This window comes from Paenibacillus oryzisoli, assembly GCF_001653565.1.
GTDB classification, from domain to species: domain Bacteria; phylum Bacillota; class Bacilli; order Paenibacillales; family NBRC-103111; genus Paenibacillus_E; species Paenibacillus_E oryzisoli.
Genome location: NZ_LYPB01000094.1, coordinates 1 through 24,023, shown reverse-complemented (window position 1 = coordinate 24,023; position 24,023 = coordinate 1). Strand labels below are relative to the sequence as shown.

Here is a 24,023-nt window from a genome sequence, read left to right as displayed (position 1 = left end):
GATGAAAAAAATGGGTTTAGTGATCTCTCTATTGGCTGGTGCGGCGCTGGGTGTCTCAGGAATGGCCTTTGCAGGCGGCAATGAGGCGGCCGGCACGGTCGGCGCCTTTCAGGAATCGTCCTTACCTGGGGGAGGCCTTGAAGTCCCTCATAATGATCGGATTCATCTCTCTACCGATAAGCAGTGGATCTCCTCAGAAGGCCACTTGTCGGATCTCATCCGGCTGCAGTGGACGAAAGATCGAGCGAAGCCTGCTATCTCTTGGCTAGATGAGAAAGGGAAGGATAAGGCGGCTATCGTCGCCCATGCCAAAGCGAATAACCCAGAGCAGCACGACCATAATCATATGTCATTCGAAACGACGATGTCACCTGACGGCAAAAACCCGAATGAACTGTTCACGCGTCTGGAAATTCCGTTCGATCAGGATGTGGCTGAAATTCGCACGCATTCCTCTAATTTTAATGTGATGGATGGGGTTCTCAGGGTTGCTGGAACCGTTGGCGTCAATCGTGATCTGACTTGGGCCAGGGCAGACGATGAGAATGTGACGACGCCCCGCTGGGCCATGCGTGCAGATAACTCCGAGGAATCGGGAGGTAATGCCGGCTCGAATCTGCAGATCATCCGTTATTCGGATGATGGTAAAGCCCTAGACAATCCATTATCGATTAACCGCAGCAGCGGTAATATCGGTATTGGCAACTCAGACGCCAAGACCAAGTTAGATGTCAGTGATGACAGCATTCGCATCAGGAAATCTATGACACCAGCCTCGTCTACTGCTCCCGGAGAAGTAGGGGAGATGGCTTGGGATGACGGGTATGTCTATGTTTGTGTGGCACCTAATACCTGGAAGAGAACGGCATTATCTTCGTGGTAACAATAATTTCTTAAAGTCCTCTATTCCATAGAGGGCTTTTTTGGGTGATACGCGGGGGAATGCCGTGTAGGGCGTGGGATAGAGAGTGTATAGTGAGAAAAATTTTGCGAGGTTTTTCAATATTTTGTAAGCGATGTCATCTAGTTCCTAAAGTGTCATATAAAGAATACAAACAAGGGTACCCCCTTAAAATGGAAAAGATTGTAGAAAACTATGGGAGGATCATAGAAAGGTGTGACCGCTTGTGCCTTGGAAAGTGTTGATTGCGGATGATGATCCGAATGTGAGAGAAATCATCCGGCTCTATTTCCGTCAGCAGCTCATCGAATTAATCGAAGCCCCTGACGGCGTCTCGGCCCTGACCATTTTAGCAGAAGTTAAGCCTGATATTGTGATATTAGATGTGATGATGCCCGGACTCGACGGGTATGAAACGTGCCGGGAGATTACGAAGCGCTATGAAGATGTGCCAGTCATTATGCTGACAGCGAAGAACGATGAATTCGATCGGGTGCTTGGCCTTGAGCTGGGTGCCGACGATTATATGACCAAGCCCTTCAGTCCGAGGGAGCTCGTGGCGCGCATTAAAGCGATTTTTCGCAGAATGCAGAAGGGGCAGCCGATTATTGAGGTAGATGCACCCGTCCAATATGAGTTTGAAGATTTAGTCATCCATGTGGCTCGCCGAGAGGTGCTGGCGGGGAGTACGAAGATTGACATGCGTCCCAAAGAGTTTGAATTACTCGCATTTTTTGCGAAATCGCCAGGCGATGTGTTTACGAGAGAGCAACTGTTGGAGCAGGTGTGGGGATATGATTTTTTAGGTGATATGCGAACAGTGGACGTCCATATTAAAAAACTTCGTGAAAGATTAAGCCCGTGTCATCATGTGTGCATTCATACAGTTTGGGGAGTGGGTTATAAATTTGAGGTAGCCGCATGTACTTAAATCCAAATAAGAGCATCCTCCGCAAAATGCTGACAAGCTCCATGGTTACGGTCCTTCTCGGGCTATGCGCGGTGGGGCTCGTTATTTCGCTATTTGCCAAGGATTATATCGTCAATTCCAAAAGTAATGAGATGATCCGCCAAGCCAAGCAGGTGAATCTTGCTATTCAAGATCAAACGGATCCGAGTGACAGATTTAAGGAACAGCTGCGCTTTTTCGATCAAGCCTTCGATTCGCGTATTTGGATATTTGACTTAAAGGGAAACATTGTAACGACTTCTTCTAAGGATGAGGTAAATGTTGGTAAGGTCATTAGCGCGGATGTGATAAACGGTGTCTTGAGTGGTGAACCCGCGGTATGGAATCAGTCTGAGGGATTTAAGGAAGGCATGCTTTCGGTTGCCGTCCCTTGGGGCAAAGACAACGATGTATATGGTGGAATTGTTCTGCATTCGCCGCTTAAAGGGATGAATGAGACGATCGCTCAGCTCCGAGAAACCATCCTTTGGGTAACCCTCCTTGGTATATTCTTTTCATTTGGCGTATCCTCCTATTTTTCTTGGTCCATTACCCGGCCTATTCAACAGATCGATAAGGCGGCAGCCAAGATTGCCATCGGAGATTACAGTGAACGCATCCAGATCGATTCCAAAGACGAGATCGGCGAACTGGCGACGACCATTAACCACATGGTGGAGCAGATTGCGCGCGTGGATCTGGAGAAGAGACAGCTGAATCAGATGCGCCACGACTTTTTGGCTAATGTTTCTCATGAGTTGCGCACGCCGCTTACGGCGATGCGGGGTTTTCTAGAGGCGCTTCAGGATGGTTTGATTGAAGAGGGAGCGCGGGATAGATATTACGAAATTCTGTATAACGAAACCTTACATATGAACCGGTTGGTCGATGATATTACGGATCTCATGAAGTTGGAAAATAAGGAGATCGATCTGATGTGGGTGGCCGTCGATGTTCAGGCGATGCTGTCCAAGTTAGCCTTTAAATTCCAACCGGAAGCGGAACTCCGTGGAACGTTCATTCACTGCTATGAGGATGATAACTCACCACAGGCTCATGCTGATCCGGATCGGCTAGAACAAATTTTAAACAATTTGATCAAAAATGCTGTTAAATTTACCGAGAACGGGACGATCGAATTGAAGGCGATGGCGATTCCATCGGAGGAATGTGTCCTCATCACGGTCACCGATACGGGAATCGGTATATCACCCGAGGACCAGGGACTCATCTGGGAGCGTTTCTTCAAAGTGGAGAGAGGCAGACCCGTGAAGCATAAAGGCTCATCCGGGCTGGGGCTCGCCATTGTGCGAGAGCTTGTCGAGCTTCACAATGGAAGCATACGCGTGCGAAGCGAGCTTGGGATCGGAAGCGCCTTTGAAGTTAGAATTCCGCTTTATGAGAGCCGCCCGTATGTGCAGCCGGTGGTGAGTTTGGCTAGCGTTGGTTAGTTTATAGAAAGACCGCAGAGAAGGGAGGTTCCTTTTCTGCGGTTTTTTGGCGTTCGGATGTATAGGTTTACACGGAGCCGGAGGCAAAGGAAATAGATGGATTCTATGTAGTTATAATTGCGGATTTTCGTGGCAGATGCTCAATAGATGGAAAAGCTACAGTTAATTTTATACAGATAGCCAACAGGAATGAAAAAGGGTGAATTTAACAACATATTTTCCAGTTAAATTGAGTTTTTGAAGAAAATTCTCATATATAACTGTACATTTTCCAGTAAATAAAAAAAACATCTATTCGTCTGCTCCAAAGCTCGAGAATTAAACTTCTTTATTTCCATGTATTGACAATAGTGCGATAACATATATAATAACACTTAGATATTAACAAAATGTTATTAACAAAATATAGATATCAGGTGATTAGTGTGACGGAAATATTTAAGCGAGACCGCAACGGGCTGACGGAGCAGGAATTTATGCAAAGATATGATGTCAGTATGTATGAACGTCCTTCGGTTACTGTAGATATGCTTATATTTACGGTATTTGATAAAGAACAAGATAATTACAGGAAGCTGCCGGAGAAATCTATGCAGTTGCTGCTCATTAAGAGGGGGGAGCATCCTTACTTAGGAGAATGGGCATTACCAGGAGGATTCGTATCTGTACATGAGAGTATAGAAGAAGCGGCTCAAAGAGAATTGAAAAGCGAAACCAATATTGAGAATCTCTATATGGAGCAGTTATTCACATGGGGCGACGTAGGACGTGACCCAAGAACACGGGTAATTAGTTCCTCTTATATGGCGCTTGTAGATCGGACATCTCTTGATGTTAGGGCAGGTGACGATGCAGAGGATGCACGCTGGTTTGAAGTTAGTTACCAAGTCTTCCAAGAGAAAAAAACAATGTTGGCGGAAGGATACGAGTTTGAGCGTCTCATAAAAATAACGTTGAAGCATAAAGCGGAAGTTTTAACTACAACGGTGAAAATAGCAACGATGATTACCGGGCGAACGAGAAGAATCAGCCGTGAGATTATAGGGTCACAGGGGATCGCGTTCGATCACGCTAAGATTATTGAATACGCTGTTGAAAGGCTGCGTAATAAAATCGAGTACACACACATTGCGTTCCATCTCATGCCTCAATTATTCACACTGTCAGAGCTTCAACAGGTTTACGAAGTCATTCTCGGAAAAGAGCTACTTGCCGCGGCATTTCGAAGAAAGATTGCACCCATGGTTATAGAGACCAATCAATATACAAAAGACGCTGGGCATCGCCCTTCCAAGCTATATCGCTTTAATCCCAGCTGGGAAAACACTTAATAAGGTGAGGACGGATTTCATATGGAAAAGTTCACTTTTTTCTACCGGACAGAATCGCCATTTTCACAATGGCATCCTGCTTTATTTGAAATAGATGGAGTCTACTTTAATTGCGCTGAACAATACATGATGTATCAAAAAGCAATGCTATTTAATGATGCGGAAATCGCTGCTCAAATATTATCCGCTCAAACTCCGCGTGAACAGAAAGAGCTTGGACGAGCGGTACGTAACTTTCATCGTGAGCAATGGGAAACGAACTGCAAACAATTCGTGTACGAGGGCAATTACGCAAAATTTACTCAGAACCAACAGCTTCTCGAGAGTCTGCTTGTCACACAAGGAACCACACTGGTGGAAGCAAGTCCGACGGATCGCATATGGGGTGTAGGTTTGTCTGAAGATGATCCACGAATTTTGAAGCGAGAAACATGGAGAGGGACTAACTGGCTTGGTGAAGTGCTTACGGAGTTAAGGGAGGATCTGTTCACTGAGATGAATAAATGAAAACAGAAAGTGAAGTGAGTGTCATGGTTAACTTCATTACTGGAGACTTATTTCAAGCATCTGAATCCATTGTTGGTCATCAAGTCAATTGCCAGGCTGTAATGGGTTCACGGTGTAGCCAAACAAATGAAACAACGTTACCCAAAGGTATTTAGAGAATATGTACGATTTTGTAACGAAAATAAAGGGGACCTGCTTGGTTCTTGTCAAATTGTTGAAGTTGACCACCGTATGAATAAGTATGTTGCCAATTTATTTGGCCAACAAACCTTCGGCAGGGATGGCAAGAAATATACCAATGATGAAGCTTTAAGGAACGCGCTTTGTCAGTTGAACGAGTTTGCCAAGGCTAACCAGTGTTCCATCGCACTTCCTTACAAAATTGGCTGCGACCGCGGCGGCGGAGATTGGCATGTTATCTTAGGTATGATGAATGATATTTTCACGGAAGTGAACGTGACCCTATATAAGTTAGCGTAGATGATAGCGTTACATTTAAGTTTAGGTAATGGAGTGAGTGGATTGCATACACCAAACAATAATAGAGAAATAAGATCACAGATTGCAAAGGAAACGCTGGAGATTCTTGAAACAGGCTTCTACCTTAACCCAAAGGGGAACAAAATTTCAGTACAGGAAGAGATAGAGACGGCAATTCGTGAATCCAAGCTTTTTTCACCAAACGGATTGCCAGTAATTAAGGAAGAGGCGGTATCTCGGATAAGTGATGCGTTGTTAGTCCCTTCAAATATTGAAGTAACGAATGAATCCACGTTGGCAGCCGCGCGAAGACTTGTGGTAAAGGAAGGATTGCAGAACACACTGTGTCTTAACTTTGCTTCTGCCAAAAATCCGGGTGGGGGGTTCCTTGGTGGAAGCCAGGCTCAGGAAGAAAGTTTGGCTCGGTCCTCAGCTTTATACCCCTGTATTTCGCAAATGGATGAGATGTATGTCTATAACCGTACCCTTAAAACTTGTCTCTATTCACATTATATGGTGTACTCCCCTAGAGTTCCCGTCTTCCGAAGCGATGATTGCACTCTGCTAGAGAGTCCGTATCTAGTATCAGTTCTTACAGCACCAGCCGTTAATGCTGGGGTTGTCCGGGAGCGGGAACCGCAGCAAGTGGATAAGATTGAACCGGTAATGCTGGAGAGAATACGATATATTCTTTCGGTAGCGGCAATTAATGGGGAGAAAGCCATCATTCTGGGTGCGTATGGATGCGGCGTTTTTAGGAATAATCCTGGTGATGTTGCAAGGATGTTTAAGCAAGTGCTAATCAATGAAGGATATGGGATGTTATTTGATCGGATTGTTTTTGCGATTTTGGATAAGTTTAATGAAGAAAGGATAGTTAACTTATTCAAGAGAGAGATTCTATAAGTCAGATAAGACGGAATTAACGAAACCCAAGTCCCCAGCTTGAGATTGTTTTGGAAATAAGTTTCTTATATAGTTAGAAGCACCTGATGATCAGGTGCTTTTTTATTTCGTTTTAGAGGTAAGAAGCACTGCATGCTTCAGTAACGATAAGCCCATTATATGCATATATAAATAAGTGCTGCATGCTCACCTGCAATACACGACAATTTTCGACCAAACCCTCAGAAAAATTAAAGTTTTTTACTTTCTTCCACTTTGCACGAAAGCCATTATCTGTTAGGATATAAAGAAAGGCGATAGATTTAGTAAGAATTAAAAGGAGGCACCTTTCCATGGAAAAAATGATGCTTGATTCTATAGATGAAATGACGCATCTAGATCAACTCGAGGCTGAAGCGATTTATATTATTCGAGAAGTAGCGGCGGAATGTGAGAATCCCGTAATGCTGTATTCGATCGGGAAGGATAGTTCTGTCATGCTGCATTTGGCGCTGAAAGCTTTCTATCCGGAAAAGCCGCCATTTTCGTTCATGCATATTGATACGACGTGGAAGTTCAAAGAAATGATTGATTTTCGCGATCGCAAAGCCAAAGAATTCGGAATTAACATGATCGTTCACTCCAATCAAGAAGGGATTGAACAAGGGATCAACCCTTTCGATCATGGTTCCGCGTATACGGATATTATGAAAACCCAAGCCTTGAAGCAAGGTTTGGACAAATACGGATTTACGGCTGCTTTCGGCGGTGGAAGACGTGATGAGGAGAAGTCGCGTGCGAAGGAGCGGATTTTCTCTTTCCGTAATAAGAATCATGCCTGGGATCCGAAGAACCAACGTCCGGAAATGTGGAAGCTTTTCAACACAAGAATTAACAAAGGCGAGAGCATCCGCGTATTCCCGATTTCGAACTGGACGGAGAAGGACATTTGGCAATACATTCACAGAGAGAATATTGATATTGTACCTCTTTATTTTGCCCAAGAGAGACCTGTTATCGAACGCGATGGACATCTGATCTTGGTGGACGATGATCGCATGAAGCTGGAGCCTCATGAGAAAATCGAAATGAAGAAGATGCGTTTCCGTACATTAGGCTGCTATCCGCTTACTGGCGGCGCGGAGTCTGAGGCAGATACACTTGATGCCATTATTGAAGAAACTCTAGGTGCGGTCTCATCCGAACGGACAACGCGGGTAATCGACCAAGAAGCGGCTGGAAGTATGGAAAGACGTAAACGGGAGGGTTATTTCTAAAATGAAGAGTCTGCTTAAATTTATCACTTGCGGAAGTGTGGACGATGGAAAATCCACCTTGATTGGACATATGCTTTATGAGGCCAAACTTTTGTTCGCCGACCAGGAAAGAGCGCTAGAACTAGACAGCAGACTTGGCAGCCGCGGCGGCAAAATTGACTATTCCCTGCTCCTTGACGGTTTGCTGGCAGAGCGTGAGCAAGGGATTACGATTGATGTGGCATATCGGTATTTCACGACAGACCACCGTTCGTTCATCGTAGCGGACACGCCTGGACACGAAGAATACACCCGTAACATGGCCGTTGGCGCATCGTTTGCGGATCTGGCTATCATTCTTGTGGATGCGAAGAAAGGGGTAATTACCCAAACCAAGCGCCATACTCGGATTTGTGCACTTATGGGTATTAAACATCTTGTTTTAGCTGTGAATAAAATGGATTTAGTCGGGTTTGATCCGAAAGTTTTCGATGCGATCAAGCAAGAGTTTTTGCAGTTGACGGCTGAGTTCCACTTTGAAAGCATTCAGGTCATTCCTGTTTCCGCCACAGAAGGGGATAACATCACGAAGAAATCGCCGAATACCCCTTGGTACGAAGGTCTGGCTTTGCTCCCCTATTTGGAAAATGTGGACGTTCACCAGAACGACAATGCGAAGCAATTTATGATGCCGATTCAGCGTGTATGCCGTCCAGATCATACATTCCGCGGATTCCAAGGCCAAGTTGAGGCTGGGCGTATCGCGGTTGGCGAAGAGCTGACGACGTTGCCTAGTCATGAGAAGGCGAAAGTCAAACGGATCCTCGTGGGAGACCAAGATCGCGATTATGCTTATGCGGGACAGCCTGTCACGATTCAATTGGATCGGGAAGTCGACGTTTCGCGGGGTTGTGTGTTCACGAAGGATGCTCAACTTCAGGAAGCGAGCAATTTCAGCGCTACCATCCTATGGATGGACGATTCCGTGCTAACGCCAGGCAAGAACTATCTGGTCAAAGTAGGAACGAAAATCCTACCTGGTACTGTAACGTCTATTACGCATAAAATCGAAATTAATACAGGAAAAACGGTGCCGACCGATCATATTGTCAAAAATGAGTTGGCCACTTGTGAGTTTTCGTTATCAGACAACATCGTGATTGATTCTTTTGATGAAAACAAAAGCATTGGCGGATTTATTCTGATTGATCGCGTCACGAATATGACTTCTGCTTGTGGCGTCATTGAGCAAATTCTTCAAAGCTCAGATACTGCTGCCCAATTAGATTCGGAAATTACCAGAGATGTTCGTGCTCAGCAAAAAGGTCAAAATCCGTTGACCCTGTGGTTCACAGGTGCGGGTTCGGATCACGCGACGCTTGCGAAGGAAGTTGAGAAGCGCCTGGTATCGACAGGTCACCATACCATGTTACTTGGTAATGGCCAAGGAGAATCACTGCAGCGCGTAGCGGAAGTTGCGAAATTGATGAACGACGCTGGACTTATTGCCTTGGTATCGAATGATTCCTCAAGTGGTAGTGACCAAGCGATCGCGCGTGACATCATTGGCAACGAATTTATCGAAGTATCCGTAAAAGCATCATTTGCAGGCAGCGCGAGCGCCAACAATGCAGCTGGCAATTCCGAGATCGAAATTGATCTAAGCAAGAACTCAATCAATGAAGCTGCTAATTATGTTGTGAAACGAATTATCAAATATTTAATCAACGAGAGTAGTCGCGGACAATTCCTGAACTTCTAATTAAAACCAATCCCTACATCACCATGATGTAGGGATTTTTTTGTCATTTAAGTTTGATTTAAGTTAACTGCCTTATGATGTAGACATATCAGGAAGCGATCATGCTCTTGAATCATAATCAGCCCATGACTATTTCATATACGAGGAGTGTTTATTTATGAAAAAAAAGAAACTGAACAGTCTAGGTGTTATCACATTGGCCGCATTACTTAGCGTAGCTGCTGTGGGTTGCTCTAACGCGCCAAGTGACAATGTGAATGCAAGTGCGACGACAACCACACAAACAGCAACAGCAGCAACTTCGACCAGCTCGTCAAGCACGACGCCAAAATCTACAGCGACATCATCCGTTCCCAATAAATCGGATCTATTCAGCGATCGAGATTTAGCACAATCGGCGGATCTTGCAGCGGCCACATCCATGAAATTGGTAAGTAATCAAGATGTGACTTTGAGTAAGGAAGGCATTTATGTGCTAAGCGGAGAGGTAGACAATGTGACAGTAGTGGTTGATGCTCCCGAGGATGCCAAAGTTCAAATCGTCCTTGATGGCGTCAGCATAAATAATGAAGATTCACCAGCCATTTATGTAAAAGCAGCGGATAAAGTATTCGTTACATCCACGAGTAGTAAGAACCATATGGAGGTTTCCGGAAGTTATGTAGCAGATGGAGATACGAATTTGGATGCAGTTATTTTCTCGAGGGCAGATCTGACGCTGAATGGGACTGGTAGCTTAGACATTGTATCGAAGGCGGGTAACGGTATTTCTTCCAAGGATGATCTCAAAATTACGGGCGGCGTGTATACCATTCAGTCATCGGCCGATGCGATAGAGGCTAATGATGCAATTCTTATCAATGACGGAACGATTACCATAGATTCTGGTAAGGATGCGTTGCATAGCGAGAACGATGAAGATGCTTCCCGCGGGTATGTCTATATTGAGGGTGGTACATTGACGATTAAGGCTGCGGACGATGCCATTCGTGGCAACAGTTTTGTTCAGATTGATGGCGGCATCATTAACATTGAGACCAGTGAAGAAGGCATCGAGGCCAATGCTATTAGGATTAATGATGGTCAGATTACTTTGTATGCGAATGACGACGGCATCAATGCCTCAGCCAAAGTCAACGCTGATGTGGTGATTGAAGTCAATGGCGGTACCATCAATGTGAAAATGGCTAGCGGTGATACGGATGCATTTGATTCAAATGGTAATCTCTATATCAATGGAGGAACGATCAATGTAGAAGCGGTTTCCGCTTTTGATGCGGATGGAATAGCTCAATTAAATGGAGGTAACGTTACCGTCAATGGAGAAAAAATTACCCAAATCACCCCATCACGAGGTGGTGGAGGTCGAGGCGGTGCTGGTGGCGGTAAAGGAATGCGCTAATAAGCAAATAAGTAACACAGATAGGCCTCAGAGACAATACGCTGGGGCTTTATTGTGTAGAAATGGGATTTAAGTTCATTTGTAGAATGGCACACAACCATGTAAGATAGCATCAATACGCAATAGGATTTACATACATACACCTATGGAGGCCAGCACATGAAAAAATGGATTAAGATAACGCTTCTTTCACTTCTTTCGCTTATCGTTATTCTCGCAGCAGCATTTCTAATTTATGTCTCTAATTATTATCATGCCGTTGGCGTGGACAAAGACGTCTTGGCCAATGAAAAGACAATCACAACAGATGGCAAACTTACCATTCTTACGCCTTCAACACCTAGCGAGACGGGGTTCATTTTCTACCCTGGCGGTAAAGTTGAGCATACGGCTTATCTACCCATGCTGGAGAAGTTACGTCAGAACGGGATAACCTGTGTGCTGGTTGATATGCCATTTAACCTTGCGTTCTTTAACAGCAGTGCCGCGGATAAGGTGTTTGGCAAGCTTCCTGCAATCCATAACTGGTACATTGGTGGACATTCGCTAGGCGGAGCCATGGCAAGCAATTACGCATCAAAGCATCCGGATAAGATCAAGGGACTAGTACTGCTTGGTGCTTATATTTACGGTGACATTCCGCCGAGCAATGCGCTAACTGTCTACGGCTCGCTTGATAGTGTTTTAGACAAATCGAAGATTAGCTACACAGAGAATGTGTTCGTTATTGAGGGTGGCAATCATGGGCAATTTGGAAATTACGGCGCTCAAAAAGGCGATGGCACAGCGACGATCTCAAGTGAACAACAGCAGCAGGTAACGGTTGAGCAAATCATGAAATTCATTCAGAGCAAGGATACATCATCGTGAAAATCGAACTCAACAACACAACCATAGACGTCAATGTCCAATATGCGATCCGCAGTAAACTTCACATCTACATCGATGACACAGGTTTCATCACGGTCAAAGCGCCCAATGGCACTAGTCAGGAGCAAATCATTCATGCTGTGCAACAACACAGCAAGCCTATCCTAGACAAGCTAGAGGCCATTACCAAAGCTCGGCAACCCATCCCCAAAGTCAAGGAATACGAAGACGAAGGGAAGTTCTTACATCTTGGGAAATATTATTTCCTGCACGAGCTCATCGAAACGAATGGTCTCACGGAAGACGAGTTGAGAATCAACTTGAAGAAGTTTTATTTTGGCAGCTGTAAGAAAGTCATAGGGGAGCGAATTAAAACGTATCAAGCTCAACTAAAGGTTAAACCCAAGACGATCGAGATCGATGAGTCGAGAACGAAGTGGGGGAGTTGCAGTTCGGATAAAAAGTTAACGTTCAATTATCGCCTAGCCATGGCGCCGGTTGAGGTCATTGATTATGTTATTGTTCATGAACTATGCCATCTTCTACATATGAATCATGATCGCTCCTTCTGGCGACGTGTTGGCGGTATCATGCCGAATTATAAAGAGAAGGAAGCTTTCCTAGCTCGGTACGGACAGGCGATGACGCTATAATGTGAGACAAATAAAAGGAGTAAGATTCGATTAACTGGACTCTTACTCCTTTTATTCTATCCCTTTCAATGATCCCTACAGATCATTCTCATGTAAGTAAGCAATCGTCTCCGACCGTCCAGAGACATTCAGCTTTTTATAAATGACACTTAAGTAATTCTTCACAGTCCCCGTAGTCAGAAACATATCAGAAGCGATGGCTTGATTCGACTTCCCTTGCTTCAAATTCCGCAGAATGTTCCGTTCCTGAGCTGATAACCCAGACAGCTTGTCATCATAGAGTTCCGTTTTAATTGGCTGTATGTTTTCCTCTAGTACCCGTTCTTCATGCTCTTCTGAGGAACGCATTGCTTGGACAAGTCGCGGCTGAATACTTAAGGGGTATGTAATGCCGCCATCTAGGCATACCTGAATGGTTGAGAGTATTTTTTTCGTCTCGACGCCTTTCACTAAATATCCGCTGGCACCGTGACGTATCGCTTCCCAGATGTAGGCTTCATCCTCGAATGAGGTCAGAATAAGTACTTTGATCTCGGGGAATTCGGCTTTGATTCGTTTCGTAGCTTCTAGCCCATCAAGCTTAGGCATATGGATGTCCATCATAACGAGCTGTGGCCGATGCAGTTGTACTTGTTCAATTGTGGCTATGCCATCCCCTGTTGTAGCTACGACAGAATATCCTTCTTCCATGCTTAGAATAGCTGCTAATCCGTCGCGGATGAGGGGTTGGTCGTCTGCAATAAGAATGGTTGTCTGCGACAAATCGATCACTCCTTCCGATCATTTTCGACTGAAGGGTATGGCTATATCTAGCGTTACTCCGCCAGATGCACCTTTGTTACGTATGGTTAACGTTCCCCCCACATCTTCCACTCGCTCTTTCATCGCACTAAGTCCGTAGCCATAAACAATCTGGGTCGGTGAATGTCCATTATTGGATAGAACGAAGCGAAGGACTTCCTCGTGATACGTTAGCGATAAGTGGAAATAGGTACTTAGGCCATGGCGAATGCCATTAGTTAAACCTTCTTGTAGTGCACGGTAAATGGTGATCTCAATAATGGGTGTCAAATCAGGCGTCATGCTGTCGATCGTATAGGCAATTTCCACGTTAGTTTGCTTTTTGGTATCTTCGATCAGCCGAATAAGATCAGGTGTGAAGCAGTGATCGGTAGAGCTTTCTCGCAACACATGGACAGAGCTTCGTACATCATGTAACCCTCTGAGAATACTTTCTTTCGTTCTATCTACCATCTCTTGAGCGATGGAATATTGACCTTTCTCTAACGCATGTGAGGCAGTCTGTAACCCAGTTAACGCGGATGTCAGCGTATGTCCAACGGAATCATGAATGTCACGGGAAATTCGCGTGCGTTCTTGTAATTTGGCCTTCTGCTCCAGCGCAATAGAGGCAATTCGCAGATGTTCATTGTCGATAGCCAACTGATTCTTTTGTTGAAATGCGATCCGAGCCAGTAAACTCATGCCGTAAATAGCGAAGAAATCAATCACTCTAGGAATTATTAAATAGATGTCCTCAAAGGGTGGGAACTGACGATAGATCATGACGCCTAGTAAAACACAAACATAAGTAACGATTGTAAAGATAATCGCATGCTTTCTACCATGATGAAAGGTAAATTCGCCAATGAGAATCAAGAGGTAAATTTGTGAAAAATAACTTTCTGACCAAACACAGATAACAAGCGCCAAGGCTAGTTGAGCGTATAAAAACTGGAAACCTCTCTTACTATGCAGAGCGATCTTCAGGATGTAATCCCGCGTAAGGACACCAGCAATATACGTACATGCTAGCAGCAGCAGCCCTACCGAAAACTTACTCGTATGAAACAATAGGGAGAGTGTTGCGCCTATCACGATGATATTCAAAGTGAGCGTCATATTTTTATTTAGATGTACATCCATATCGTTACCCTCAAATAAAGCATTATTTACCATTCATTTTAGCATAAACATGACTTAAGTCATACCTTGAACGCAGAAGGCGTCGAAAAAGTTGCATATCTAGTGAATTTCTTCATCTAGGATAGGTCTTTAGTATCATCTATAATATAGATAGAGGGATTTAGAGATTCCAAGGGAGGTATGTCCACATGTTAATGGTTTTATGGAACTTACTAGGCGGCATTCTTCTAATTTTAAGTTTATATTTGCCCCTGAAATCACTGTTGGAACGTAACCCTGAGTAGGAGGGAGTAGGACTTGAATGAAGACTTGCTTCATCGAAAAAATGGGGACACGCATGCATTAGGCACTACGGATTATGATCGTATGAATGAGTTTCTCATTCAGGAAACGGGTAATTCCATCGACGTATTTTCCAATAGGTATCAAATCACGAAACGAGAGTCGGAAATTTTCCTGATGGTCGCAATCTATGGCTTTTCCAATCACGAAATTGCCGAACGCTGCAGAATCAGCGAGAAAACGGTCAAGATTCATCTTGCTAATATAATGAACAAAGCTGGTATCAAATCCATGCGGAAGTTACTTTCGCTGTTATTTAATCATGTGATTTACTTGCAGGAAGCTAACACGTTAGCGGAGAAAAAGTAGCTCATTTGAAATCACTTTTTGATATAATAGTGGACAAAGATCTTTAGAAGGAAGGAAAGAGATCAACATGTCCAAGATTTCACTGCCAGAGCTTAAGAAACAACTCAAAACGTACAAACCGGAAGAGCTAGTATCTATTATTGTAGATTGCTACAAATCTAGTGAAGATGTCAAAAAATATATTCACATGATGCTAGATCCTGAACATACAGAAAATCAACTATTTGAAGCGGCAGAAAAGAAGATATTAATTCAATTTTATCCTGACCGCGGTGAGCCCAAACTGAAATTTGCAGATGCCAGAAAGGCAATTTCTGAATTCAGTAAGCTCACCAATAATCAAGTTAGAACGATTGAGTTAATGATTTACTACGTCGAGTTAGGTGTACAGATGACCAATGATTACGGGGATATGTACGAGTCTTTTTATAATAGTATGGTGTCCATGTATCAATCGGCTGTTCAAAAAATTGCGACAGATGATAGCGGTGCGCTGCATCGTATGTTCCGCGAGAAATTGATATTCATTATGCAAAGAGCCGGGAATGTAGGTTGGGGATTTCAAGAGGGACTAGCTGACGCTTATTACACGTACGTCGGCGGATTTGATGATGAAGATTGAGTTCTAAGGAACATACCATAACCCAGCCGTCCACAATCACACTATATGTGATAGGACGGTTTTTTCCTATTAACGTAACTAAACACCAACCCAAAGCGTCTATTACTATGTTGCTATGAGTATTCATTCTAGCAATCGCAGATATAGAGGAGAGGAAAGAAGACGTTTATGTGGAAAAAGACAATCTTATTCGGCGCGTTGTTTGTTCTTTTGTTTGCGAATACCGCGTTTGCTTACGATGTACAACTTCAGCCTTTCAAGGATGAGGAACAAGACTATGCCAAGGATCCGATTTACACATTATCCGCATTAGGTATTATTAATGGTTACGATGACCAAACGTATCGTCCTAATGATGATCTGTCTAGAGAGGCTTTCATTAAGTTGCTCGTTATGGCAGGTAAAATAGAGAGTAAAGCCACCGTGGGGAGCATCCCCGCAGACGTAACGAAGGACCGCTGGTCGGCGCCTTATATTGCTGCTGTCTTCGAACGGAAATGGCTTGATAGTTTACTAGATAAGGAAGGTTTCCTTCATCCTACGCAGACAATTACGAGAGAAGAAGTTGCTATGCTCGTAGGAAAATCTCTGTTGGAGTCTGAAAGTGAAGCTGCCCGTCAACAATGGCTAACTACCGAATGGAAGAAGGAACAAAGTAGTAGAGGCTTTAAAGATGATTCGAGTATACATGAAGATATGAAACCTTATGTCTACTACACAGCGCGTCGTGGCATCATGGAGGGGGATCTGACAGGATTTACCCCGAAAGAGTCTCTGATTCGCAAACAGGCCGCAGCCGTAATCTATCGCTTAATTGATAAGCGAATTGCCGAGCAGAAGATCGATTTCACAGGCTACTATGCCCTGGTATCTTACCCTGCAATTCAGCAGATGAACAAGCTTTCCCGTGTCATTATGGGTTGGTCTAACTTGTCATACAGCGCAGCTGGAACAGCTTCATTGAACATTAGCTCAACAGTAAATCGTGTGCCGGAAGGTTATGAAGAAGTCATTGCCACTGCGGATGCTGCCCAAATCACGAAAGAACTGATGGTTTTCTATGATGGCGCCAATTTAAAAGACTTCCTTAAAGATGCTCCTGCCAAGAAGACCTTTACCGCCTCATTGCTCAGTACGTTGAAAGATCCAGCCTACTCGTTTACTGGGGTAAGCATTGATTTTGAAGGATTGAAAGACGCGGCAAGTGCGGCAGATTACACCCAATTTCTTCAGGAGTTGAAAAGCCAATTAGGATCGCTTTCGTTGTCCGTAGCCGTTCCTCCAATTTACTACTATAAGGGTTATGATCTAAAAGAGATCGGCAAGCTAGCCGATACAGTTATCCTGATGGCGTATGACTTCACACATGATGATAACATGTTGCCATCGGCACCGTTACCATTAGTGAACGATACTGTCGTTACAGCGCTTCAATCGATACCGAAAGAAAAGCTGGTACTCGGCATATCCAAACAGGCTAACCAGTGGATTACCCAATCTGGCGCAACTGGAACTGCCCTTAAACCAGCTGTTGCCGATGTTGAGAAAAGGTTGGCGATGCCAGGTGTCGATAGCTCATGGACAATGCCATATTTCTTGACGAAAGCCACATTCGCCGACCATCGGGGGAGCCATGTGTTGTACTACGAAGACTCGCAGAGCATAGCCAAGAAGATTTGGCTTGCCAAATTCTATGATTTGCAAGGTGTTTCATTATGGTTTATGGGGAATTATACGGCTGCGGATTGGGAACGGATCGGTGAGCAGGCGTCTAAACAATAGGTAGGACAGGAGAAGCTAGGTTCATGAACCTAGCTCTTTATCAATTAATCCAAGTACTGTGTAAATGCAAGAGCAGTGAGCGATTTGATGTTATTGTTGTTATGTTATAATGGTAATAGTAATCGAAAGGTGGGGTTATCCATGAGTGTGAATCGTGAAGAATTAAAAAGGTTAATCGAACATATTCCTGAACAAGATGCGATTGAAGTGCTTGACTTTATTGGTTACTTGAATATGAAACGAGAACGCGAAGCTGCACAGCATTTGGATATTGAAGCACTATCTATAGATGAAGATTTCATTCGACAAGTTCAGCGGAGCCGCGAGGATCGTAATTCTGGGCGAGTTTATGATCAGCAAGCAGGGCTCGATTACCTCCGTGAAAAGGTGGGGGAAGCTGAGCATGGAGAAAAATTATAATGTATTCTGGTCCACGGCAAAACAAATATCGTTTGGTAAATTGAAAGGTTATTGGGCCAGGCTAGGCCTTTATCAAGTCATTCTTGTATTTGAAGTAGATGAAGATAACTCAGTTGTTTGGATAGATGGAATTAAGCTTAAGCGAGAAAATGCCTAATTGGAAGAAATGAAGGGTCACATATGATTTGAAGCATGCACTTAATCGGCCGTCTATTATCACAGTCCATGTGATTGGACGGTTTCTTGTTATTTATTCGTTTATTCCTATGCTAAACTAGCTTTACAAAGATATTTCCGCTGGAGGAATTATGAGTGATCTAGCCAAGCAACTAGAAATTGCCCTGAAAGAGATCGAACGTTTATTAAGAGAGAATCAATTATTGAAACAGATGCTCGAGGAGTTATCACCATCTGAGGTTTCTACTTACAAGCCTACACCGAGCCAAATTAGCGAGGAACTTATTCCTAAATATTTACCACCTAGTCCAGGCTCCGTGCATAATTATTCAACGCCCAGTGAAAAAATTGCGCTATTTCGTTCGCTGTTTCGTGGACGTGAGGATGTATATCCTAATCGATGGCAAAGTAAAGTAGGAAAATCAGGGTACTCTCCAGCATGTGGGAACGAGTGGTCTCTGATCTGTAAGAAGCCTCAGATTAAATGTTCGGATTGTTCTCACAGAGCTTTCCTTCCTATAACGGATGAGACAATATCCCGCCATTTAGATGCAAAGATTGACCAGACAATAGGTGTGTATCCGATGCTGCAAAATGAGACTTGTTGGTTTCTAGCTATGGATTTTGACAAACAAGATTGGAATCAGGATGCAGTTGCTGTACTTACTACTTGTGAGGATCTTCAAATTCCTGCTGCGCTTGAACGCTCTCGTTCAGGTAACGGTGGGCATATATGGATATTTTTTGAACAACCAATTGAAGCCAGTGTTGCTAGGTCGTTAGGATGTGCATTAATAACTAGGACGATGGAGAATAGACATGAGCTTGGACTAGACTCATACGATCGATTATTTCCTAATCAAGATACACTCCCCCGAGGAGGATTTGGAAATCTAATTGCATTGCCTTTGCAAGGAGGTCCTAGGAAAGAAGGGAATAGCGTTTTTATAGACGCAAATTTTAAACCGTACGAGGATCAATGGAGTTTCTTAGCGGGGTTAAGAAAACTTAGTTTAGCTCAAGTCGAAACTCTTCTACAAGAAGTAACAAGGTACTCGAGTATTCTGAATGTAGGAAACTGGGAGGATGTAAGCGAGGATAGACCTTGGGAAATTCAGCAAGTCCAATTTAACGATGAAGAAGTAGGGATAGATTTGCCGTCCCAAGTACAGCTGGTTCTTTCGAACATGATTTATATTGAAAAGAATGAATTATCAAACAATGCAATTAATCGGATTAAACAACTTGCTTCCTTTCCTAATCCTGATTTCTATAAAACACAAGCGATGCGATTATCTACGTATGGAAAATCTCGAGTGATAGGCTGTGCGGAGGATTTCGCCAGGCATATCGCTCTGCCGAGAGGTTGTTTTCATGCTTTAATCAAATTATTTGAGAAGAATAATGTAACGTATTCGATTACCGATGAGAGAAATGTAGGTATCGATATAGATGTTCAATTTAAAGGGCAACTTTCAGTGCTACAGGATGCAGCTGCTCGATCCATTCTAGCCCATGATACGGGAATTCTTTCAGCTACCACAGCTTTTGGTAAAACGGTAGTTGCCTCTTCTATTATCGCTTCTAGAAAAGTGAATACGCTAGTTCTTGTGCATCGTCGGGAATTAATGGATCAGTGGAAGGAAAGATTGAGCACTTTTTTAAATGTGAATATCAAAGAAATCGGTGTTATTGGTGGTGGTAAGGAGAAACGAACAGGGAAAATAGATATTGCCGTCATTCAAAGCTTGAATAATAAGGGGCATATTAAGGAATATCTATCGGAATACGGGCAAATTATCGTTGATGAGTGTCACCATATTTCGGCTTTTAGCTTTGAGCAGGTGTTAAAAAAGGCGAAGGCCAAATATGTCATTGGGCTTACAGCTACCCCCACGAGACAGGACGGACACCAACCGATCGTACTGATGCAATGCGGTCCGATACGAACTCGAATTGATGCCAAATCACAAGTACTAACAAGAGGCTTTGAACATAAAGTTGTGCCTAGATATACTTCTTTTCAAATGCCGCCACAGACAATTAATCCATCAATTCAAACTATTTATCAACATTTAGTAGATGATGAGAATAGGAACGAGCTCATTTTTGATGATCTATTAAAATGCTTGAATCAGGGCAGATCACCGATTCTTCTTGCAGAGAGAACTGCTCATGTTGAATATTTTGAAAAGAGACTTGAGAAGTTTGCCAAGAATGTCATTGTATTACGCGGCGGTATGGGGAAGAAACAGAGGGAAGCGATAAGACAAAAGATTGCTAGTATCCCTGATACAGAAGAACGGGTATTTATTGCCACAGGTAAATTGATTGGTGAGGGATTTGACGATGCTAGGTTAGATACCTTATTTCTTGTACACCCCATTTCATGGAAAGGGAGCTTACAACAATACGCAGGAAGATTACACCGATCCCATGCTAACAAAAAAGACGTCCAGATCTACGATTATATCGATATCCAAGTCTCTATTCTCATGAGTATGTACAAGAAAAGAATAGCTGGTTATCGGGCCATGGGATACAGTGGAATGGAATTGGAGTACCGCGCAGTAATCCGGTTTGCAGAGTAGTAGAGATAATTGCTTCGTCCCACGGACGAGGCTTTTTTTCAATTATTAAGGTTAATTAAATCGTTACCGGGCACAAATCAGATGTGGTAAACTATAGGTAAAATGAACTATATCCTCACATCCTATCGACTGAATCTATGAAAAGGCGCTGAAACCATCGATGCTTTACTTATACCGATCCGTTCTAAGATACTTAGCGAATAGCAAAAAAATATTTACCGTATTCATCATTGCACTCTTATTTGAACTCAGTTTCGAGTACTTTACGTCATTAAGTATTAAATATTTAATTGACGATGCCATTACCCCTCGGAATATGACCATTTTCTTTGGTCTGCTCTTAGCGCTGCTTATTGGCGGTGTTTTGAATTTATTGATTGGTGTCGGCGGCGATTATGCGATGTCCAAATTAAACGAGACGATTCTTATCGGACTGCGCAAAGATCTCTACGAACAGACGCAGAAGCTTTCTGCTCATTTCTTCTCACGCTATCGAATCGGGGATATTGTTGCGCGATTTACGATGGATATTCCAGCGGTAGAGCATGCGATGATGCAGACGTTTTCTACGCTCATTTTGGCCAGTCTTAGCATGGTAGTGGGCACAGTCATTTTGTTTGTACTAGAGTGGAAACTGGCACTTGTTGCGTTCGTCGGCATTGTGTTCATGTTCGTCCCACAAAAACTACTGAATAAACGTGCGCAGCGCTACAACGAGGAGTACGTTGGTATCGTAGAATCATTTTCAAATAATATGGATGAGGAAATGAAAGCTTTTAAGGTTATTCGGGGTTTTCAATTGCAAGAATCCATGAAAAATAGGTTCACGAAGCAACTGCAAGTGTGGTTTCGGTTAGGGGTGAAGCGGAGCTTCATTAACTCTAATTTAGAGAGACTTCCGATCATGGTCTTATCCGTTATTAACGTGATTATTCTTGGATTAGGTGGGTATTTTACGTTCCAAGGTACGATGACGATCGGGGATTTAATTGCTTTTTATTCAGTTTTTGACACAGTAGGAGTGTCTGTGATTCAATTCATGGAGGTTGTACCTGACCTAATTGAAGGTGAGGTTGGCATACGACGTATTAACGAAGTGCTGGAGATTAAACCAGATTTGGATGAGGACGAGCAAGCCGTTCAGAATCCCTCTTTAACCAACGAGATTAAGTTCGACAATGTGACCTTCGGCTATACGGAGGCGCAACCTATTATTCAAGATCTCAACTTAGCTATTCCGGTAGGCAGCTACGTGGCTTTGGTGGGTCCTAGTGGTTCAGGCAAAAGCACGTTGCTCCAACTGCTCATGCGTTTCTATGATCCGCAAAAGGGCTCCATTCAAGTGGATGACCTTGATCTCCGTAAAATTCAATTGTCTGCACTGCTTAAGCAAGCTGGTGTTATTTTTCAGGAACCTTATTTATTCAATACGACAATACGCGAAAATTTACTGATGGGTCATCCCGATGCGACCGAGGAAGAGCTTATTGAAGCGACGCTTGCAGTCGGCGTTCACGAGGCAATTATGCAAATGTCCAATGGCTACGATACCTGGATTGAGAATGATGGTGCCAATCTGTCCGTCAGTCAACGGCATCGGATATCAATCGCTCGTGCATTATTACGGTCGAATGAGCTCACATTCATGGACGAAGTTGCGGCATCATTAGATCCGGAGTCAGAAATAGCATTAAATGAGACTATTACGCGTGCCAATCAGGGGCGTACGGTTGTTGCCGTATCGCATCGCTTGAAGACCGTTTCACATGCGGATCTAATCTATTTTATACAAAAGGGGCAAGTAATCGAACACGGAACGCACCAGGAATTGTTAGAGCGACAAGGTGCCTACCACCAACTGTGGCAAAAGCAGCAAGGCTTCCAACTATCCCAAACTGGGGAAGTTGTTGTTGAAGTCGAGCGATTAAGACAGATGCCGTTCTTTTCTTATATGAATGAAGATCTACTTCACGAGATCAAGGATTTATTGATGACGGAGAAAATTACGAGCGGACAAGATGTGTTTCGCCAAGGTGAAGCTGGGCATAAATTGTACATTATTGTACGGGGCAAAGTTGAAGTATCGAAAAATAACGCCCAAGGTGAGAATATCAGGGTTGCTGTTCTACAAGATGGAGATCATTTCGGAGAAATTGCGCTGCTGAAGGATGCGCCTCGTAATGCGAACATTACAGCGCTAACGGAATGCACGCTACTTTCGCTAACTCGCAAGCAGTTGCTGCCTCTATTGGATCGTTATGAGGATATGAAGGCGAAGTTGAATCAGTCGTTGAGCGAGAGGAGCTAAACGGAAGAAAGTTAAACCTAATTAAGAAATATGAAATACAACAATAGGAGGCACATACATGGAATTCATAGAAAAATATAAGAGGTACAGACAAACACAAGTCGGATTTCACACAGAAGTATTGGATAGGCATGTTGATTTAGTAAAATACAAAGAGGCGGCAAATATTTTAGGCATACTTAACAATGGTCGAGTGGGACTCAGTTCGGAGATGGAAATGGACTCGGTCTATGATTTTAATGTTTATGCAAAGATTCGAAATGGAAGAAGTGCGTTATCAGAATTCAGCGACAGTTATTCGCCCAAAATTACCGATGAAGAAGAATTGTTAAGCGCAATGCTAGAATCTCATATTTCTCTTTATGAAGTTGTGGAGATTAACAAGGAGGAAGGAACTCTCCTCATTACCGATATACTTAGTGAAGTAAGCAATCCTATTAAACTTGTAGACCTTAGTTTGAGTAAAAGTTTAAAGAAGAATGCTTTACTATTTACACGGTTGGTTAAACTTGGGGAGTTCAGCATGACATCAGGGCTTGGATTTATCTTGTTAGCAGACCATAAAGATTACATCATAAAGAAAACTCAAAAAATGTTAAAGAAAATGCAAACTGGTGATGCGATGACAGATCTATTTATTGTTTTCTTCCACCTGAATCGTTCAGATGGAAGACCAGTACATTTTGATTCAGTAAAGTAATAACAAGGATTCACCTTTGTGATCTGCAGGATAAAGTATGGTTTCTACAATTGGATGCAATAACAACGCTAAATAATTAGTTTTTAATTTGGAAAAATAAAACATTGCATTCTTTGTCGAAACCATGCTATATTATCAATCCGGCCGCAAGAGGGCAGGCGAGAGCAACTGAAAGTAACTCGAAAAAAAGTAGTTGCACAATAAAAATAAACATGGTATATTACTTCTCGCTGCTTCGGTAACACGGTAGCGGACGAAAGAAATTGATCTTTGAAAACTGAACAACGAGTGAGTAAGCACAGTCGAGCAATCGACTATAAAGAGATTGCAAAATCTCGCTAGCTTCAAATGAGCAAGTCATCTTTCTACTATGGAGAGTTTGATCCTGGCTCAGGACGA

General features: G+C 43.3%; 22 protein-coding genes. 20 read left to right on the top strand and 2 right to left on the bottom strand.

The features are described from left to right. Window position 1 precedes the first annotated feature (1 nt). The 12 genes from A8708_RS33490 (at window position 2) to A8708_RS33435 (ending at window position 12,447) form a co-directional block, all read left to right on the top strand. Complete coding sequence (locus A8708_RS33490; protein ID WP_068671234.1) at window positions 2-883, top strand: hypothetical protein; 882 nt, start codon at window positions 2-4, stop codon at window positions 881-883. A gap of 244 nt (window positions 884-1,127) precedes the next feature. Continuing rightward, entirely contained in the window at window positions 1,128-1,832 is a 705-nt protein-coding gene (locus tag A8708_RS33485; protein WP_068671232.1) for a response regulator transcription factor, read from the top strand. Further along, on the top strand, window positions 1,823-3,301 hold the full coding sequence (locus A8708_RS33480) for a sensor histidine kinase (protein ID WP_068671230.1): 1,479 nt from the start codon (window positions 1,823-1,825) through the stop codon (window positions 3,299-3,301). The genes A8708_RS33485 and A8708_RS33480 overlap by 10 nt, the downstream gene beginning before the upstream one ends. Before the next feature lie 425 nt (window positions 3,302-3,726). Beyond that, window positions 3,727-4,632 carry an NUDIX hydrolase gene (locus A8708_RS33475; RefSeq protein ID WP_204787694.1) on the top strand — a complete coding sequence of 302 codons (906 nt, stop codon included), beginning with the start codon at window positions 3,727-3,729 and terminating at the stop codon, window positions 4,630-4,632. A 21-nt stretch (window positions 4,633-4,653) separates the two neighbouring features. Continuing rightward, window positions 4,654-5,139 carry an NADAR family protein gene (locus A8708_RS33470; protein ID WP_068671227.1) on the top strand — a complete coding sequence of 162 codons (486 nt, stop codon included), beginning with the start codon at window positions 4,654-4,656 and terminating at the stop codon, window positions 5,137-5,139. 126 nt (window positions 5,140-5,265) lie between these two features. Beyond that, window positions 5,266-5,619, top strand: coding sequence for a macro domain-containing protein (locus tag A8708_RS33465; protein ID WP_239696927.1), 354 nt, complete (start codon window positions 5,266-5,268; stop codon window positions 5,617-5,619). After that, entirely contained in the window at window positions 5,620-6,525 is a 906-nt protein-coding gene (locus tag A8708_RS33460; protein ID WP_068671225.1) for a TIGR02452 family protein, read from the top strand. Window positions 6,526-6,857: 332 nt separating this feature from the next. After that, on the top strand, window positions 6,858-7,781 hold the full coding sequence (gene cysD, locus A8708_RS33455; RefSeq protein WP_239696926.1) for a sulfate adenylyltransferase subunit CysD: 924 nt from the start codon (window positions 6,858-6,860) through the stop codon (window positions 7,779-7,781). 1 nt (window position 7,782) lies between these two features. Continuing rightward, window positions 7,783-9,522 (top strand): GTP-binding protein, encoded by a 1,740-nt coding sequence (locus A8708_RS33450; RefSeq protein WP_068671223.1) that lies wholly within the window; start codon window positions 7,783-7,785, stop codon window positions 9,520-9,522. 157 nt (window positions 9,523-9,679) lie between these two features. Continuing rightward, window positions 9,680-10,924, top strand: coding sequence for a carbohydrate-binding domain-containing protein (locus A8708_RS33445; protein WP_068671221.1), 1,245 nt, complete (start codon window positions 9,680-9,682; stop codon window positions 10,922-10,924). Between the two features lie 159 nt (window positions 10,925-11,083). Then, the gene (locus A8708_RS33440) at window positions 11,084-11,794 is read left to right on the top strand and encodes an alpha/beta fold hydrolase (protein ID WP_068671219.1); all 711 of its coding nucleotides are present in this window, start codon (window positions 11,084-11,086) and stop codon (window positions 11,792-11,794) included. Beyond that, window positions 11,791-12,447 carry a M48 family metallopeptidase gene (locus A8708_RS33435; RefSeq protein ID WP_068671217.1) on the top strand — a complete coding sequence of 219 codons (657 nt, stop codon included), beginning with the start codon at window positions 11,791-11,793 and terminating at the stop codon, window positions 12,445-12,447. The genes A8708_RS33440 and A8708_RS33435 overlap by 4 nt, the downstream gene beginning before the upstream one ends. A gap of 75 nt (window positions 12,448-12,522) precedes the next feature. On the opposite strand, the gene A8708_RS33430 is transcribed toward A8708_RS33435, so the two are convergent. Together A8708_RS33430 and A8708_RS33425 are read right to left on the bottom strand one after the other, a co-directional pair. Further along, the gene (locus A8708_RS33430) at window positions 12,523-13,209 is read right to left on the bottom strand and encodes a response regulator transcription factor (protein ID WP_068671216.1); all 687 of its coding nucleotides are present in this window, start codon (window positions 13,207-13,209) and stop codon (window positions 12,523-12,525) included. A gap of 18 nt (window positions 13,210-13,227) precedes the next feature. Then, window positions 13,228-14,373 (bottom strand): sensor histidine kinase, encoded by a 1,146-nt coding sequence (locus tag A8708_RS33425; RefSeq protein ID WP_068671214.1) that lies wholly within the window; start codon window positions 14,371-14,373, stop codon window positions 13,228-13,230. A 297-nt stretch (window positions 14,374-14,670) separates the two neighbouring features. Here A8708_RS33425 and A8708_RS33420 point away from each other — a divergent pair, with 297 nt between their 5' ends. The 8 genes from A8708_RS33420 (at window position 14,671) to A8708_RS33390 (ending at window position 23,624) form a co-directional block, all read left to right on the top strand. Further along, complete coding sequence (locus A8708_RS33420) at window positions 14,671-15,024, top strand: helix-turn-helix domain-containing protein (RefSeq protein ID WP_068671212.1); 354 nt, start codon at window positions 14,671-14,673, stop codon at window positions 15,022-15,024. Between the two features lie 67 nt (window positions 15,025-15,091). Further along, window positions 15,092-15,646: a DUF6155 family protein gene (locus tag A8708_RS33415; RefSeq protein ID WP_068671210.1), complete on the top strand. Its 555-nt coding sequence runs from the start codon at window positions 15,092-15,094 to the stop codon at window positions 15,644-15,646. Between the two features lie 168 nt (window positions 15,647-15,814). Next, a complete protein-coding gene (locus A8708_RS33410; protein ID WP_068671208.1) occupies window positions 15,815-17,428 on the top strand; it encodes a glycosyl hydrolase family 18 protein in 1,614 nt (537 codons plus the stop codon). 141 nt (window positions 17,429-17,569) lie between these two features. After that, the gene (locus A8708_RS33405) at window positions 17,570-17,848 is read left to right on the top strand and encodes a hypothetical protein (RefSeq protein WP_068671206.1); all 279 of its coding nucleotides are present in this window, start codon (window positions 17,570-17,572) and stop codon (window positions 17,846-17,848) included. Further along, entirely contained in the window at window positions 17,832-18,005 is a 174-nt protein-coding gene (locus tag A8708_RS35735) for a hypothetical protein (protein ID WP_157265165.1), read from the top strand. Before A8708_RS33405 ends, A8708_RS35735 begins: the two co-directional genes overlap by 17 nt. A gap of 151 nt (window positions 18,006-18,156) precedes the next feature. Next, window positions 18,157-20,616: a TOTE conflict system archaeo-eukaryotic primase domain-containing protein gene (locus tag A8708_RS33400; RefSeq protein WP_068671204.1), complete on the top strand. Its 2,460-nt coding sequence runs from the start codon at window positions 18,157-18,159 to the stop codon at window positions 20,614-20,616. Window positions 20,617-20,776: 160 nt separating this feature from the next. Next, on the top strand, window positions 20,777-22,924 hold the full coding sequence (locus A8708_RS33395) for an ABC transporter transmembrane domain-containing protein (protein WP_068671202.1): 2,148 nt from the start codon (window positions 20,777-20,779) through the stop codon (window positions 22,922-22,924). Window positions 22,925-22,982: 58 nt separating this feature from the next. Further along, window positions 22,983-23,624 (top strand): hypothetical protein, encoded by a 642-nt coding sequence (locus tag A8708_RS33390; protein ID WP_068671199.1) that lies wholly within the window; start codon window positions 22,983-22,985, stop codon window positions 23,622-23,624. The last annotated feature ends 399 nt before the right edge of the window (window positions 23,625-24,023 follow it).